15 protein-coding genes and 1 tRNA gene are annotated in these 13879 nt (G+C 57.6%); 6 read left to right on the top strand and 10 right to left on the bottom strand.

The window, feature by feature from the left end:
• The first annotated feature begins 28 nt into the window (after nucleotides 1-28).
• Nucleotides 29-328, top strand: coding sequence for an ArsR/SmtB family transcription factor (locus tag C4S59_RS13670; RefSeq protein WP_234994773.1), 300 nt, complete (start codon nucleotides 29-31; stop codon nucleotides 326-328).
• Between the two features lie 12 nt (nucleotides 329-340).
• Here C4S59_RS13670 and C4S59_RS13665 read toward each other — a convergent pair whose 3' ends face one another.
• From C4S59_RS13665 to C4S59_RS13655, 3 genes are all read right to left on the bottom strand, one after another.
• On the bottom strand, nucleotides 341-2215 hold the full coding sequence (locus C4S59_RS13665) for an acyl-CoA synthetase (protein ID WP_103911085.1): 1875 nt from the start codon (nucleotides 2213-2215) through the stop codon (nucleotides 341-343).
• A 156-nt stretch (nucleotides 2216-2371) separates the two neighbouring features.
• Nucleotides 2372-4171, bottom strand: a complete 1800-nt coding sequence (locus C4S59_RS13660; RefSeq protein ID WP_103911084.1) for an ABC transporter transmembrane domain-containing protein — start codon at nucleotides 4169-4171, stop codon at nucleotides 2372-2374.
• Between the two features lie 103 nt (nucleotides 4172-4274).
• Nucleotides 4275-4348: transfer RNA gene (locus C4S59_RS13655), tRNA-Gly, on the bottom strand.
• A gap of 153 nt (nucleotides 4349-4501) precedes the next feature.
• Between C4S59_RS13655 and C4S59_RS13650 the strand changes: the two genes are divergently transcribed.
• Nucleotides 4502-4981 carry a hypothetical protein gene (locus C4S59_RS13650; protein WP_103911083.1) on the top strand — a complete coding sequence of 160 codons (480 nt, stop codon included), beginning with the start codon at nucleotides 4502-4504 and terminating at the stop codon, nucleotides 4979-4981.
• 23 nt (nucleotides 4982-5004) lie between these two features.
• Here the strand turns inward: C4S59_RS13650 and C4S59_RS13645 are convergent, their stop codons facing one another.
• Together C4S59_RS13645 and C4S59_RS13640 are read right to left on the bottom strand one after the other, a co-directional pair.
• Nucleotides 5005-5670 (bottom strand): SOS response-associated peptidase, encoded by a 666-nt coding sequence (locus C4S59_RS13645; protein ID WP_103911082.1) that lies wholly within the window; start codon nucleotides 5668-5670, stop codon nucleotides 5005-5007.
• A gap of 183 nt (nucleotides 5671-5853) precedes the next feature.
• Nucleotides 5854-7416 (bottom strand): bifunctional metallophosphatase/5'-nucleotidase, encoded by a 1563-nt coding sequence (locus C4S59_RS13640; RefSeq protein ID WP_103911081.1) that lies wholly within the window; start codon nucleotides 7414-7416, stop codon nucleotides 5854-5856.
• A 177-nt stretch (nucleotides 7417-7593) separates the two neighbouring features.
• On the opposite strand from C4S59_RS13640, the gene C4S59_RS13635 reads away from it, so the two are divergent.
• Genes C4S59_RS13635 through arsC form a run of 4 tightly spaced genes read left to right on the top strand, consistent with a single transcriptional unit; the run spans nucleotide 7594 to nucleotide 9750 of the window.
• A complete protein-coding gene (locus C4S59_RS13635; RefSeq protein ID WP_103911080.1) occupies nucleotides 7594-7932 on the top strand; it encodes a DUF952 domain-containing protein in 339 nt (112 codons plus the stop codon).
• Nucleotides 7929-8357 (top strand): DUF1330 domain-containing protein, encoded by a 429-nt coding sequence (locus tag C4S59_RS13630; protein WP_103911079.1) that lies wholly within the window; start codon nucleotides 7929-7931, stop codon nucleotides 8355-8357. The genes C4S59_RS13635 and C4S59_RS13630 overlap by 4 nt, the downstream gene beginning before the upstream one ends.
• A complete protein-coding gene (locus C4S59_RS13625; protein WP_103911078.1) occupies nucleotides 8354-9412 on the top strand; it encodes a quinone-dependent dihydroorotate dehydrogenase in 1059 nt (352 codons plus the stop codon). Before C4S59_RS13630 ends, C4S59_RS13625 begins: the two co-directional genes overlap by 4 nt.
• Nucleotides 9403-9750, top strand: coding sequence for an arsenate reductase (glutaredoxin) (gene arsC / locus C4S59_RS13620; RefSeq protein ID WP_103911077.1), 348 nt, complete (start codon nucleotides 9403-9405; stop codon nucleotides 9748-9750). Before C4S59_RS13625 ends, arsC begins: the two co-directional genes overlap by 10 nt.
• A 3-nt stretch (nucleotides 9751-9753) precedes the next feature.
• Here arsC and C4S59_RS13615 read toward each other — a convergent pair whose 3' ends face one another.
• From C4S59_RS13615 to rpsA, 5 genes are all read right to left on the bottom strand, one after another.
• A complete protein-coding gene (locus C4S59_RS13615) occupies nucleotides 9754-10413 on the bottom strand; it encodes a phosphoribosylanthranilate isomerase (protein WP_103911076.1) in 660 nt (219 codons plus the stop codon).
• A 110-nt stretch (nucleotides 10414-10523) separates the two neighbouring features.
• Nucleotides 10524-10874, bottom strand: a complete 351-nt coding sequence (locus tag C4S59_RS13610; RefSeq protein WP_103911075.1) for a LapA family protein — start codon at nucleotides 10872-10874, stop codon at nucleotides 10524-10526.
• An 8-nt stretch (nucleotides 10875-10882) separates the two neighbouring features.
• The gene (ihfB, locus tag C4S59_RS13605) at nucleotides 10883-11164 is read right to left on the bottom strand and encodes an integration host factor subunit beta (protein WP_103911074.1); all 282 of its coding nucleotides are present in this window, start codon (nucleotides 11162-11164) and stop codon (nucleotides 10883-10885) included.
• Between the two features lie 215 nt (nucleotides 11165-11379).
• Nucleotides 11380-12009 carry a LysE family translocator gene (locus tag C4S59_RS13600; protein ID WP_103911073.1) on the bottom strand — a complete coding sequence of 210 codons (630 nt, stop codon included), beginning with the start codon at nucleotides 12007-12009 and terminating at the stop codon, nucleotides 11380-11382.
• Nucleotides 12010-12136: 127 nt separating this feature from the next.
• Complete coding sequence (rpsA, locus tag C4S59_RS13595) at nucleotides 12137-13870, bottom strand: 30S ribosomal protein S1 (protein WP_268810631.1); 1734 nt, start codon at nucleotides 13868-13870, stop codon at nucleotides 12137-12139.
• Between the last annotated feature and the right edge of the window lie 9 nt (nucleotides 13871-13879).

Below are 13879 nucleotides of genomic sequence, written 5' to 3'. Positions count from 1 at the left end.
TCATTTTTGCAATTTCGGACCTATGTCTATGTACAATAACCAGTCTTCGGAACTCGTTGAACGAGTTCCTACCGTTACGCTTTACCTAAAAACACTCGCCCATGAAGGGCGTTTGTCGATCCTGTGTCACCTTGCTGAAAAGCCGCGAACCGTTTCCGAACTGGAACAACTTCTGGATATGCGCCAATCAACGGTCAGCCAGATGCTGTCGCGTTTGCGGGAAGAAGGCTTGGTCCAAGCAAGCCGAGAGGGCAAGTCCATGCGCTATAGTCTTGCCCGTCCCGAGACCAAACAGATGATCGATCTGCTGGTAGAATTGTTTGTTTAACTGAGGAAGCCCTTAAACGGGCTCCCATGGTCTTGTGTAATCGCCAAGAATTGTGCCCACGTCCGCCTCGGACGCGCCTTTCAGATCGACCTGGGCCACAAGACCGCGCTTCTTGTCATCAATGACAGACACGACACGCGCCGCCACATCGCCCTTTTCCAGCGCGCCGTTGTAAACCCGTGTGATCGCCATTTTACGCAGATCGGGTTTAAAGACCTTACCGACAGCTGTTTTCGGCAACTCGGGCAGAATGGTCATATGCTTAGGATGTGCCGCGCGTTCGTGAACGTGCACGCGGCAGTATTCCAGCAATTCATCTTCCGTCACGGATTTGCCTTCAACCAGTTCGACAAAGGCGCAAGGCAGCTCGCCCGAATGGGCATCGGGCTGACCGATTGCACCGGCAAAGGCCACAGCATCGTGACCCAGCAGGGCCTCTTCGATCTCGGCGGGGTCGATGTTGTGACCGCCGCGGATGATCAGGTCTTTGGCACGGCCTGTGATCCACAGATAGCCATCCCCATCAATGCGACCCAGATCGCCCGTGCGCAGGTGCGTGCCCTGATAGAACAGGTCTACGTTCTTGTCTTCTTCCGTGTAGGTGTGACCCGAGAAAACGCCCGGGCTGAGAACACAGATTTCACCCACTTCGTCAGGGCCGCATTCTTCTGGGCCATTGCCGTTGTGTTTGATGATGCGCACATCCGTGTAAGGGAACGGAATACCGACCGAGCCGACCTTCTGCACGCCCTCGGCGGGGTTTACTGACACAAGGCAGGTTGCCTCGGTCAGGCCGTAACCTTCGACGATGGTGACGCCTGCGGCCTCTTGGAAACGGCGGAACAGTTCCATCGGCATCGGGGCCGACCCCGAGAACGACGTTTTCACCGACGAGATATCCGCATCCACCGGACGCTGCATAAGCGCCGACACTGCTGTCGGAACGGTGATAATAAAGCTGATCTTCCAGCGTTCGCACAGCTTCCAGAAGTTGTCGAACACGCCCTCGCCGCGATAGCCCTGCGGCGTCGGGAAAACCACATGCGCGCCCGACGACACAGCCGCCATCAGGATCACGTGGCAAGCAAAGACGTGGAACAGCGGCAGCGGACAGATGATGTTGTCTTCTTCTGTGAACAGCAGCGTATCGCCCAGCCAACCGTTATAGATCATGCCGGAATATTTGTGCTGCGCCACTTTCGGCATGCCGGTCGTGCCGCCTGTGTGGAAGTAGGCTGCAATACGGTCGCCTTCGCTATCGGCAAAATCCAGTTCTGTGTTCTGCTTCTTGATAGCCTTGTTGAAGTTGATCACATCCGCCGTCACCTTGGGCGCCTTGGGGCGGATCATCGGAACAATCCAGGACTTGGGCGGCGTCAGGTAGCGGTTCAGGTCTACCTCGACCACGGTTTTTACACCGGGTGCGTGGCGCACAGCTTCGGCCACTTTTTGCGCCACATCCGTTTTCGGGAACGGCTTCAGCGTGACGACGACCTTGGCTTTGGTTTCGCGCAGGATCGACGCGATCTGTTCGGGTTCCAGAAGCGGGTTGATCGGGTTCACGATGCCCGCAACCGCACCGCCCAACAGCGTCAGCGTTGTTTCGTTACAGTTGGGCAGAACATAGGCGACGACATCCTTTTCACCGATCCCCAAAGACCGGAACAGGTTCGCCGTTTGCGCAACTTTGGCACGCAGTTCGGCCCATGTCAGGGTTTCCGCTTTGTCGTCCGGCCCCGAGAAAATCTGATAGCTGACAGCAGGCCGGTCAGGGTGTTGGCCCGCGGTGCGCGACAGCAGACCATACAAGGTTGCAGGCACATCGCGATCGGCCCAAGGCATCTGCTGTTCAATCGCATTGCGATCGTCCATCGAAGCAAAACTCATCGAAGCTCCTCCCAAAATCTTCCGGGACAGTGTGTAAGGGATTAGACTTTCGTACAAGTCAAACGGACGCGACGGAAGCTTTCTCTGACGTTACGTTTCGCGTCGCGTCAGACATGCACGCCTTTCTGCGACTGCAAAAAAGCGTGCAATTTCTTGCTATTCCGCAGCAATTCCGTCCGTGAACTGCAAACGCGCCAGTCGGGAATAAAGCCCGCCTTCCGCCACCAGTTCGTCATGCGTGCCAGTGGCAACGATGCGCCCTTGATCCATCACCACAATCCGGTCGGCCTTTTTCACGGTCGCAAGGCGGTGTGCGACAATAACCGTAGTGCGGCCCTTAGCCAGCTTGTCCACAGCGCGTTGCACCAGACGTTCGCTTTCGGCATCCAGCGCCGATGTCGCCTCGTCCAGCAGCAGGACTGGCGCGTCGCGCAGGATGGCGCGGGCAATGGCGATCCGCTGTTTCTGACCACCGGACAGCATCACACCGCGTTCACCAAGATAGCTATCGTAGCCATCGGGCAAGGCCGCGATAAAGTCATGTGCTGCCGCTGTGCGTGCAGCTTCTTCAATCTCGGCATCAGTCGCATCGGGGCGACCGAAACGGATGTTTTCACGCGCCGACGTCGCAAAGATCACCGGATCCTGCGGCACCAGCGACAGGTATTTACGGAACTCGGTCCGCGCCAGATCGGTCAGAGCCTGCCCATCCAGACGCACCGATCCGCTTTCGGGATCATAAAAGCGCTGGATCATCTGGATGATGGTGGTCTTGCCAGCGCCAGACGGCCCGACCAGAGCCACGGTTTCCCCCGGCGCAATAGTCAAAGACACGTGGTCCAAAGCGGCCACATCAGGGCGCGCCGGATAATGGAACAGGACATCGTCAAACACGATTTCGCCCTTAACCGGCGTGCTAAGCGGCAGGGGCGTGGTGGTGTCCTTCACGCTGTCGGTGGTTTCCAGCAGCTCGACCAACCGTTCGGTCGCACCAGCTGCGCGTTGCAATTCACCAAAGATTTCGGACAGCGCCGCGACCGAACCTGCCACCATGACCGAATAGATCACAAACTGGACAAGCGCACCGATGCTCATGTCCCCTGCCCGCACGTCCCACGCGCCAATCCAGAGAACACCCACAACACCGCTGAAGATCAGGAAAATCACAATCGCGGTCATCAACGCTCGTGTCCAGATACGACGGCGGGCCGCGTCAAAGCTTTTCTCGGTCACTTCATTGAAGGCGGCGACAGTACGCGCTTCGTGCGTAAAAGCCTGAACCGTCTGAACTGATCCCAGCGCCTCGGATGCATTGCCCGAGGAATCCGCGATCCAATCCTGATTTTCGCGCGACAGCTTTCGCAATTTGCGGCCCAGCGTCATGATCGGCACGATCACGGCAGGCACGATCAGCAGCACCATCAATGTCAGCTTCCACGACGTGAACAGCATCAGCGCCAAACCACCGACGAAAATCAACGCATTGCGCAGCGCGATGGAAATCGATGACCCGATCACGCTTAGAATCAAGGTGGTGTCAGTGGTGATCCGGCTTAGAACCTCGCCGGTCATGATCTTTTCGTAGAAAGCAGGCGACAGGCCGATAACGCGGGCAAACACCTCTTTCCGGATATCGGTCACAACCCGTTCACCCAGACGCGTCACCAAAGCATAGCGCAGCGCCGTGCCCACGGCCAAAAGGCCCGTGATGCCAAGCGCTGCAGCGAAATACTGGTTCAACAACGCGCCACTACCGATTTCAAAATTATCGACCACGCGGCGCACCGCCATCGGCAGCACAAGCGATACCGAAGCCGTCAGCACCAAAGCCAGAAGCGCAAATACCAGCAAAGTCTTGTACGGGCGCATGAACGGCCACAAACGACGCATCGCGCCGATATTGCGTGACTTATCTCGTTCTTCCTGGCCCGATGCGGGTCCTGTCCTACGGGCCATAACACCTCCTACAGTCTAGAACGCTTTTTGACGGTGCGAAGGCGAAGGGTCAAGCGATCCAAGGGCCGATGTGGCCAAAGGTTGCACTGTGTTGGGGAAGTTTTGGAGCGGGTAGCGGGAATCGAACCCGCACGACTAGCTTGGAAGGCTAGGGCGCTACCATTACACCATACCCGCGCTCGGGATGTGATTAGTCTAGGCGGCAAAGGGGGTCAAGACCACCAATGCGCGTAAAAAACTTTCGTCAGAAGTGTCAAACTTTTGACAGATTTAAAACTTAAGACAGTCTCTGAATATCGGTGGGGGCCGGTAATTAAAGAGGAAATCTGCATGCTGCGGAAAACTGGCGGTTACGCTCTGGCCCTTGGTCTCTTGTTCACGCAACAAGCGGCGGCCGAAACCTATGAAGTGGCCCTGATGGGTCAGGGTTTTTTCCCGACCATCACTTACGTGCAGCCGGGCGACATCATCAACTTCCATAACCTTGGCGAAAGCGTTGCCATTATTGGTGCATCAGACGAATCCTGGTCCACCGGCCAGATGGAACCGTTCAGCAGCTATACACTGGTGATCACCAGCGGCATGACGGCATCTTTCGAGGATTTCTTCGCGCGTGCGCAGTACACAGACGAGGCAATTCTGGCCAACCAAGCGGCCATTGATGACGCGCTTTACATCAATGAAACGACCGATTCTTTTGTTGAAGTCCCCTCGCCCCTGTTTGCATCCGGCGAATTCGCAATCGACGTGCCCGCACCGATCATCAGCTTGGGTGACGGCATTCCGGTATCCGAGGACGGCGGCCTGTAATCGACGATCTGCTGTCGCTGCGATCACACCTCAATCGGTGTGATCAACTCAGGCCCCTTTGCGCGGTTCGAATTCACGGCCGGGTCAACGCGGTAGAACTCAAGAAAATCATCTGGCGCAGCCGTCATCAGACGCGCTGCGCCATGTCCATTTTCACCCAGCCATAAAGCCCACTGATCAGGTGTCAGGACTACCGGCATGCGCGCGTGGATTTGTGACATTGTCGGATTGGCCTTGCAGGTCACAATCGCACATGTGCGATGCCGCTCGCCGTCACGCTCCCAATCCTGCCAGACACCGGCAAAGACCAAAGGCTGTTCGTCAGCGGGATAAATGTACCAAGGCAACCGCTTGCCCTCATCATCTTTGGTCCATTCGTAAAATCCCGTCGCCGGTATCAAACAACGCCGTTCACGGCAGGCCGCCCGAAACGCGGGCTTTTCGGCAATCGTTTCGGACCGCGCATTGATCAACAACGGGCCATCGGTGAGCGATTTGTACCAATGCGGGATGAACCCCCAGCGCATCGACACCAAATCGCGCCCCTCGCCCCGATTGTGCACCACATGCACCGCGTTCGTCGGGCAGACGTTGAAATTCGGAACATCGGGCAAATCATTCGCAGGGCGCGCCTCGAACAGCTGCGCCATGGCATCTTGCGGCAGGGTAACGGCAAATCTTCCACACATGCGCCCTACCCTACCCACACGCGCCCAACGCGCAATCCCCACGCCACATCATCAAGCGCGGCCCGCAGTCCAGCGCCGAAGGCGATGGACGAGATAAACCTGACGCGCGCCAGCGCGACCGCCCAATAAAAAACGGCGCGAGGGGTCCCTCGCGCCGCCTGAACCTTCGATTAAAGCCGAAGATTATTTCACTGTGATACGACCGTCTGTGTAGGGCGTGTACGGCGCGTTGGCCGCGATGTATTCTGCGGTCACATCTGCCAGATCTGGGCCGAAGTCGTAGGCGTTCATCGCGTCTACAAACATCTTGTAGCCGTCACCGCCATTGCGAACATAGTTGTTCGACACAACACCATAGGTCTTGCCCAGATCAATCGGCGCACCGCCAACCATCACATCGGAAATCCGCGAACCGGCTTCTGCCGATGGATCAACGGTAAAGCTCATGCCAGCAACCTGCGGGAAACGGCCGGCGCCCTCTTCCATCTGGCTCACACCGTTTTCCAGCGCGGCGACGATGGTTTCACCTGTCACCTGGAATGTGGACAGCGTGTTCTGGAACGGCAGAACCGTCAGAACCTCGCCCATGGTCACCTCACCCGCATCAATCGACGCGCGCAGACCACCACCGTTCTGGATCGCGATTTCAACGCCCTGATCCTTCACGCGGTCCAGCATGGCATCCGCCACAAGGTTGCCCATGGAACATTCCATAGCGCGGCAAACATCGCGGTCGCCCACGATCACGTCACCAGCGTCAGCAACAACGCGGGTTTTCATTTCCTCGATCGGACCCGCCAGTTCGGCGATACGCGCTTTGATGGCCTCGTCCTCTGCAACGGAGGCATCCAGCAAGATTGTGTCGCCTGTCGCAGACGTCACATTGCCCGCATCATCAAACACCAGCGTCAGGTGACCGACGTATTTGGAATAGGCATAGGCCTGCACCACAGGCACGTCGCCCACCATTGTCGGATAGGCCATTGCGCCTTCTTCGGTGTTGGAAAATTTGGTGTGGGAATGGCCGCCAACAACCGCGTCCAGACCATCAACGGCCTCGGCAATCGCCATGTCCTTAGTGACGCCCACGTGGTTCAGCGCGATGATCTTGCTGACACCCGCATCCGTCAGTGTTGCGACGTCTTGTTGCAGGTTCTCGATCTCGTCCGAGAAGATCACAGCAGCAGAGGGGCTCGAGGTTTCGACAGTATCGGTCGCCAGTGCCGATACGATGCCGATTTTCTCGCCACCAACCTCAAGGATCACGGTATCCTTCAGCTTGCCACCAAGGATGTTGGACGACGACACATCGAGGTTGCCCGACAGAACCGGGAAAGACGCGCCATCCAGCAGCTTGGCAAGACCTTCGTCACCATCATCAAACTCGTGGTTGCCCACGGCCATGGCATCAAAACCGATCTTGTTCATCATCTCGATTTCGACGTCACCCTTGTACGTGGTGTACATCAAAGAGCCCTGATACTGGTCGCCCGCATCCAGAACGATTACGTTCTCGCCGGCCAGTTGCTCGCGCAATTCGTTGATTTTGGTGTAAACACGCGCAACGCCGCCAAAGCATTTGCCCTCGGCATTGCTTTCGGCATCGCAGGTGCCATCGTATTTGCTGATAGGCTCAATACGGCTGTGCAAATCATTAATATGAATGACGTGAAGAGTGTAGTCGGCTTGGGCCATACCCGCTGTCAGGGCCAAGGCTGCCGCGCTTGTAAATAGGCGAAGAGACATATCTGTCCTCTCTGTCGGAAGTTGAACACAAGGAGCCTGCCTCGTGCTAGGGATTCTGTCAAAGTTTACCTTACGGTCAAATGTCGGATTTCCATGACACTGCTATGACAACAGGCAGATTGACTGCCACGCGTGCGCCCGCTTGACCCCGCGCGATCAAGGCGGCATCACCATCCTATGCTGATCTATAAAATTCTCCGCGCTGCCGAATGGGCAGACCTGCAGAACCTTGGCGAAACCCAAGGTGCGCCCGTCGACGTGGCCGATGGCTACATCCATTTTTCCACTGCCGAACAGGCCCGCGAAACTGCGGCCAAACACTTCGCTGGTGAGGAAAACCTGATGCTTCTGGCTTACGACAGCGAACAATTGGGCGAAGCCATGAAGTGGGAAAAGTCCCGCAACGACCAACTGTTCCCGCATCTTTACGCCCCCTTGCGCCATGATCAGGCGCTCTGGGCGAAACCCCTGCCCCTCGGTGCGGATGGCCACGAATTTCCCGAAGGGTTCGCATGACCTACATTGATCCGGACCGCCCCCAGTTCGAGCTTTTCAAATCGCTGCCCCGCGATCACCCGATTGAAATGCTGAACCTTGTGCGTGTTCGGGATCAGGCGGCATACCCCGCTGACCATCCTTTGGCCGCCGACAGCCTGACCGGCCATCAGGCCTATGAAAACTATGGCCGCGACAGCGCGCCGGTTTTGAAACGCGTTGGCGGATCGATCCTGTGGCGCGGGGCCTATCAGGCCACCTTGATCGGCCCACCAGATGAGCAGTGGGACTTTATGTTCATCGCCCGCTATCCCGATGCCCACGCCTTTCTGGCCATGGTAAAAGACCCCGACTATCAACGCGCGGTGATTCACCGTCAGGCTGCGGTTCTGACCTCCCGCCTGATCCGCTGCGCCCCGTCCGAAACGAAAGACCAATTCGCATGAAATTCTTTGAACAGCTTGGCCTGAAAGCCATGCACCAGATCGATCCGGAAGCCGCCCACGGGCTGGCCATCAAAGCCCTTCAGGCCGGTGTCGCGCCCTCGCCCGGGCTTTTGACATCGGACCGGCTGCGCTGTCAGGTGGCGGGTCTGGGCCTGCCCAACCCCGTTGGTCTGGCCGCCGGTTTCGACAAGAACGCCGAGGCGCTGCGCGGTCTGGCCCGCGCCGGTTTCGGCTTTGTCGAGGTGGGCGCCGCCACCCCCCGCCCGCAAGAAGGCAACCCGAAGCCCCGCCTTTATCGCCTGAGCGAAGACAAAGCCGCGATCAACCGGTTCGGCTTCAACAACCAAGGTATGCACGCCATCGCGGCCCGTTTGGAAAAGCGCCCGTCTGAAATGGTGCTGGGCCTGAACCTTGGCGCCAACAAAGACAGCGAAGACCGCGCAGCCGATTTCGCGACCGTTCTGACCCGCTGCGGCCCCTACCTTGATTTCGCAACGGTCAACGTCAGCTCGCCCAACACCGAAAAGCTGCGCGACCTGCAAGGCAAAGACGCCCTAACGGCGCTGCTGGGCGGCGTTCTGGACGCGCGCAACGGGCTGGAACGCCGCATTCCCGTCTTCCTGAAAATCGCGCCCGATCTGGACGATGACGGCTTCAAAGACGTGGCCGAAGTCGCCCGCGCCACAGGCATCGACGGGATCATCGCCACCAACACCACACTGTCGCGCGATGGTCTGAAATCGCAGCACAGCGATCAGATGGGTGGTTTGTCCGGTCAGCCACTGTTCGACAAATCGACCCGCGTTCTGGCCCGCCTGTCGCAACTGACCGAAGGCGACATTCCGTTGATCGGCGTCGGCGGTATCGGTTCGGCCGAGCAAGCCTACCAAAAGCTGCGCGCAGGCGCGTCCGCCGTCCAGTTATACACAGCGCTGGTTTATGGCGGTCTGTCGCTGGTCCAAGAGATCGTCGAAGGTCTGGATGATCGTCTGGCGAAAAACGGATTCAACTCGGTCGAAGAAGTGATCGGAACAGGACGTGACGCATGGCTATAACCCTTTGGCATAACCCCCGTTGTTCGAAATCCCGTCAGGCGCTTGCGCTGCTGGAAGAACGCGGCGCTGACGTCAGCGTGCGCAAATATCTGGAAGACGCGCCAACTGAGGCCGAGATCAAGGCCGCGCTGGATACGTTGGGCATCACGCCCATCCAGATGATGCGCACCAAAGAGGTCGAGTTCAAAGACACGGGCCTGACCAAAGACAGCGACGACGCCGAGTTGATCGCCGCGATGGTGGCAACGCCGAAACTGATCGAACGCCCCATCGCCTTTGCAGGCGACAAGGCCGCGATCGGGCGACCACCGGAAAACGTTCTGGCGTTGTTGGACTAAGCGTTACAGGCGCGGCGGGGCATCGGCCTGCGCCGCGCGAATGAACGGCGCGAATTTGCTGATGTCTTTGACACCCGGCGCGCTTTCCACCCCAGACGACAAATCCACCTGACGGGCCCCTGTCAGCGCGACAGCCTGCGCAACGTTTTCAGGTGTCAGACCACCGGCCAGCATCCAAGGCGCGCGCCATGCGCGACCCGCGATCAGCCGCCAATCAAAAGCCAGACCATTCCCACCCGGCAGTTCCCCATCTTTAGGCTTTTTCGCATCCACAAGGATCTGGTCCGCCACATCCTCGTAAGGATCAAGCTTTTCCACGTCCTCTGCGCTGGCGATCCCAACAGCCTTCATCACCGGCAGGCCGTAGCGGGATTTCACCTGACGCACACGCTCGGGCGTTTCCTTGCCGTGTAGCTGGATCATATCCAGCGGCACCTTGGCCGTGATCTGATCTAAAAGCGCATCATCCGGATCGACGACCAAAGCGACCTTGGCCAGACCGATGGGCGCGGCCAAAGCCAGTTCCGCCGCCTGTTCGATTGTCACGTTGCGGGGCGATTTGGGAAAGAAGACAAACCCGCAATAGGCTGCGCCCGCCTCGGCGGCGGCGATCACCTCTTCGGGGCGTTTCAGACCACAAATTTTTACGCGCACGTCGGCCATGACTGGGCTGCTCTTTCAGATGATTGGTGTCAGATGGGGCGCAGACCCGATGGGGTCAATGCAAAACGGAAAAGGGGCGCATCGTCTGCGCCCCTGACCCGCTGTGGACTTCAGCTGGCTTGATCCAGGATCGCCAGCACTTCGTCCTTATCCTTATCGCGTTCTTTCTGGGTGCGCTTGAGTTCGCGCTGCAACTGGCGAACCTCGGTGCCTTTGCGTGCCGCTTCTGCACGGTGCTTGTGTTCACGCAGCCATTCCCAAACAAACCCGACCAGCAGACCCGCGATGACACCGCCAAAGATGACGATGAACAACGGCAGGGAAATCTGGTGCTGGATGCCCAGCAGATCGGACAGACCTGTCGGCAGCAGTTGCAGGTTCACAAGTTCACGGTTGGCCAGAGCCACCGAAATCAGCACAAGCGCCAAGGCGCCCAAAAAGAAGTAGCGAATATACCGCATAGATTTGATTACTTTCCGTTCAGTCGATCACGAAGCAATTTGCCCGTCTTGAAGAAGGGTACATGCTTTTCCTCGACAGGAACAGACTCGCCCGTGCGTGGGTTCCGTCCCACACGCGCATCGCGCTTTTTAACCGAGAACGCGCCAAACCCGCGCAGCTCGACCCGGTCACCACGCGACATGGCATCGGTAATTTCATCAAAAATGGTATTCACGATGCGTTCGACATCGCGCTGGTACAAATGAGGATTATCGTCAGCAATTTTTTGAATGAGTTCGGATCTGATCATCCATCCCTCTCCCCGTGGCTTTTTTATATGTCACTGACTATAGGGGCGAATATGGCATTCGAAAACCGTGTGAATCGACGAAAGCGCTGAAATTACGTACAGAAAACAGCCCTTAAAGGCGGTCTGCCAAACGAATTGGCAGGTTATTCAAGATGCTGCTCTGCGGCATTGCCTTTGGCGATGGTGCCGATTCGCACACCCCCATCGCCGGGTCCTTAGGCCGACCGCCTGACTGTCGCGGTGACAATGCCCATCAGAACCAACGCCGTGCCGCCCGCGCGTGTGACCCATTTGATCACATGTTGTCTGGCAATCTTTTGCCGCACGCGATCCGCCATCAACGCGTAGATAATCGCGTTGCCGCCCGCCAACGCCACGAAGGTTGCTGTCAGAATGGCAAACTGCGGCAGCAAGGGGCCATCCGCTGTGACAAATTGCGGCACGAAGGCGATGAAGAAGACGATGGATTTCGGGTTCAACGCTGTGACCGTGGCCGCATGCCCGAACATCCGCAGCCTGCTTTCATTTCTGGTTTGCGCCAGCGCACCCAGTGTCGCGCCCTCGGCACTGCGGAACATTTTCACGCCCAGATAGACAAGGTACGCGGCACCGATCCATTTCAGCACCGTAAACGCGGTTGCCGAAGCCAGAACCAAGGCCCCCAGCCCCGCCAACGACGCGGTCATGGCGATCAAATCCCCCACAGCCACGCCAAGCGCCGTCGCCAGCGCGGTTCTGCGCCCTTGGCTATTGGCATAACTTAAAACCAGCAAAATTGTCGGCCCGGGGATGATCAACAAAACCATCGAGGCCGTGACGAACGTAATCCAAATACCTAAATCCATGAATGCAATCTCCCTCAAGAGAAGAGCAATCCACAGCTTGGTATCTTGGTCAACAGCACCAAAGACGCAAAAAGCCCCGTGGCGAACCACGGGGCTTTCTTATTTGTCAGCATCAGCTGAAGGTGACTTATTCGTCGCCCTTCAGAGCTGCGCCCAGAATATCACCGAGCGATGCGCCGGAGTCGGACGAGCCGTACTGTTCCACCGCTTCTTTCTCTTCTGCGATTTCGCGTGCTTTGATCGACAGACCCAGACGACGTGTCTTGGAGTCAACGTTTGTGACGCGAACGTCGATCTTGTCACCAACCGAGAAACGCTCGGGGCGCTGTTCGGCACGGTCACGGGACAGGTCGGAACGACGGATGAACGATTTCATGCCTTCGTATTCGACTTCTACGCCACCGTCTTCGATTGCTGTAACTTCAACAGTGATGATCGAACCGCGCTTCACGCCGCCAACGGCGTCAGCGAACTTGTCGCCGCCCAGGTTTTTGATGGACAGAGAGATGCGTTCCTTGTCGGTGTCGACTTCGGAAACAACGGCCTGAACCATGTCGCCTTTGCGGTAGTTCTGGATCGCATCTTCGCCACGCTCGTCCCAGGACAGGTCGGAGAGGTGAACCATGCCGTCGATCTCGCCTTCGAGGCCGATGAACAGACCGAATTCGGTGATGTTCTTGACTTCGCCTTCGACAACGGTGCCGGCAGGGTGTGTCTCTGCAAAGACTTCCCACGGGTTGCGCATGGTCTGCTTGAGACCAAGGGAAACGCGACGCTTGGCGCCATCGATTTCCAGAACCATGACTTCGACTTCTTGCGAAGTGGACACGATTTTGCCCGGGTGGACGTTTTTCTTGGTCCAGGACATCTCGGAGACGTGGACCAGACCTTCAACGCCCGGCTCCAGCTCAACAAATGCACCGTAGTCGGTGATGTTGGTGACGCGACCGGTGTGTACCGATTCCAGCGGGTATTTCGCAGCAACCAGATCCCACGGATCTTCCTGCAGCTGCTTCATGCCGAGGCTGATGCGGTGTGTTTCTTTGTTGATCTTGATAACCTGAACCTTGACGGTTTCGCCGATTGTCAGGATCTCGGACGGGTGGTTCACACGGCGCCATGCCATGTCTGTGACGTGCAGCAGGCCGTCAACGCCGCCCAGGTCAACGAATGCACCGTATTCGGTGATGTTCTTGACCACACCCTCGACTGCCTGACCTTCGGACAGGTTGCCGATAACTTCTGCACGCTGTTCCGCGCGGGACTCTTCGAGGATCGCACGACGCGATACAACGATGTTGCCACGACGACGGTCCATTTTCAGGATCTGGAACGGCTGCTTCAGACCCATCAGCGGACCAGCGTCGCGCACGGGGCGAACGTCAACCTGCGAACCGGGAAGGAAGGCAACTGCGCCGCCCAGGTCGACTGTGAAGCCGCCTTTGACGCGGCCGAAGATCGCGCCTTCGACGCGTGCATCGTCTGCGTATGCTTTTTCCAGACGGTCCCATGCCTCTTCACGGCGCGCCATTTCACGGGAAATGACAGCTTCGCCACGGGCGTTTTCTGCGGAACGAAGGAAGACTTCTACTTCGTCACCAACGGAAATTTCGGGAGCTTCGCCAGGGTTTGCGAATTCTTTAAGATCAACGCGGCCTTCCATTTTGTAGCCTACGTCGATGATGGCTTGGCCAGCTTCTACAGCAATGACTTTACCTTTAACGACAGAACCCTCTTCGGGTGTGTCCATTTCGAAGCTTTCGTTAAGGAGGGCTTCGAATTCCTCCATAGATGCGTTCTGAGCCATGTGGTCTCTGGTTTCCTTTAACTTCGGTTTATCTGGCCGGGTGGTTGTCTCCACCGGTCTTGG

This window comes from Thalassococcus halodurans (assembly GCF_900108225.1).
Lineage (GTDB): Bacteria > Pseudomonadota > Alphaproteobacteria > Rhodobacterales > Rhodobacteraceae > Thalassococcus > Thalassococcus halodurans.
Note: the sequence above shows the minus strand (reverse complement) of the source record. Positions and strands in the feature narration are given on the sequence as shown.

What these genes read in the sequence shown, in the direction of transcription:
- C4S59_RS13670 (WP_234994773.1), top strand. Translation starts at nt 29, where the DNA reads ATGTACAATAACCAGTCTTCGGAACTCGTTGAACGAGTTCCTACCGTT.
- C4S59_RS13665 (WP_103911085.1), bottom strand. Translation starts at nt 2,215, where the DNA reads ATGAGTTTTGCTTCGATGGACGATCGCAATGCGATTGAACAGCAGATG.
- C4S59_RS13660 (WP_103911084.1), bottom strand. Translation starts at nt 4,171, where the DNA reads ATGGCCCGTAGGACAGGACCCGCATCGGGCCAGGAAGAACGAGATAAG.
- C4S59_RS13650 (WP_103911083.1), top strand. Translation starts at nt 4,502, where the DNA reads ATGCTGCGGAAAACTGGCGGTTACGCTCTGGCCCTTGGTCTCTTGTTC.
- C4S59_RS13645 (WP_103911082.1), bottom strand. Translation starts at nt 5,670, where the DNA reads ATGTGTGGAAGATTTGCCGTTACCCTGCCGCAAGATGCCATGGCGCAG.
- C4S59_RS13640 (WP_103911081.1), bottom strand. Translation starts at nt 7,416, where the DNA reads ATGTCTCTTCGCCTATTTACAAGCGCGGCAGCCTTGGCCCTGACAGCG.
- C4S59_RS13635 (WP_103911080.1), top strand. Translation starts at nt 7,594, where the DNA reads ATGCTGATCTATAAAATTCTCCGCGCTGCCGAATGGGCAGACCTGCAG.
- C4S59_RS13630 (WP_103911079.1), top strand. Translation starts at nt 7,929, where the DNA reads ATGACCTACATTGATCCGGACCGCCCCCAGTTCGAGCTTTTCAAATCG.
- C4S59_RS13625 (WP_103911078.1), top strand. Translation starts at nt 8,354, where the DNA reads ATGAAATTCTTTGAACAGCTTGGCCTGAAAGCCATGCACCAGATCGAT.
- arsC (WP_103911077.1), top strand. Translation starts at nt 9,403, where the DNA reads ATGGCTATAACCCTTTGGCATAACCCCCGTTGTTCGAAATCCCGTCAG.
- C4S59_RS13615 (WP_103911076.1), bottom strand. Translation starts at nt 10,413, where the DNA reads ATGGCCGACGTGCGCGTAAAAATTTGTGGTCTGAAACGCCCCGAAGAG.
- C4S59_RS13610 (WP_103911075.1), bottom strand. Translation starts at nt 10,874, where the DNA reads ATGCGGTATATTCGCTACTTCTTTTTGGGCGCCTTGGCGCTTGTGCTG.
- ihfB (WP_103911074.1), bottom strand. Translation starts at nt 11,164, where the DNA reads ATGATCAGATCCGAACTCATTCAAAAAATTGCTGACGATAATCCTCAT.
- C4S59_RS13600 (WP_103911073.1), bottom strand. Translation starts at nt 12,009, where the DNA reads ATGGATTTAGGTATTTGGATTACGTTCGTCACGGCCTCGATGGTTTTG.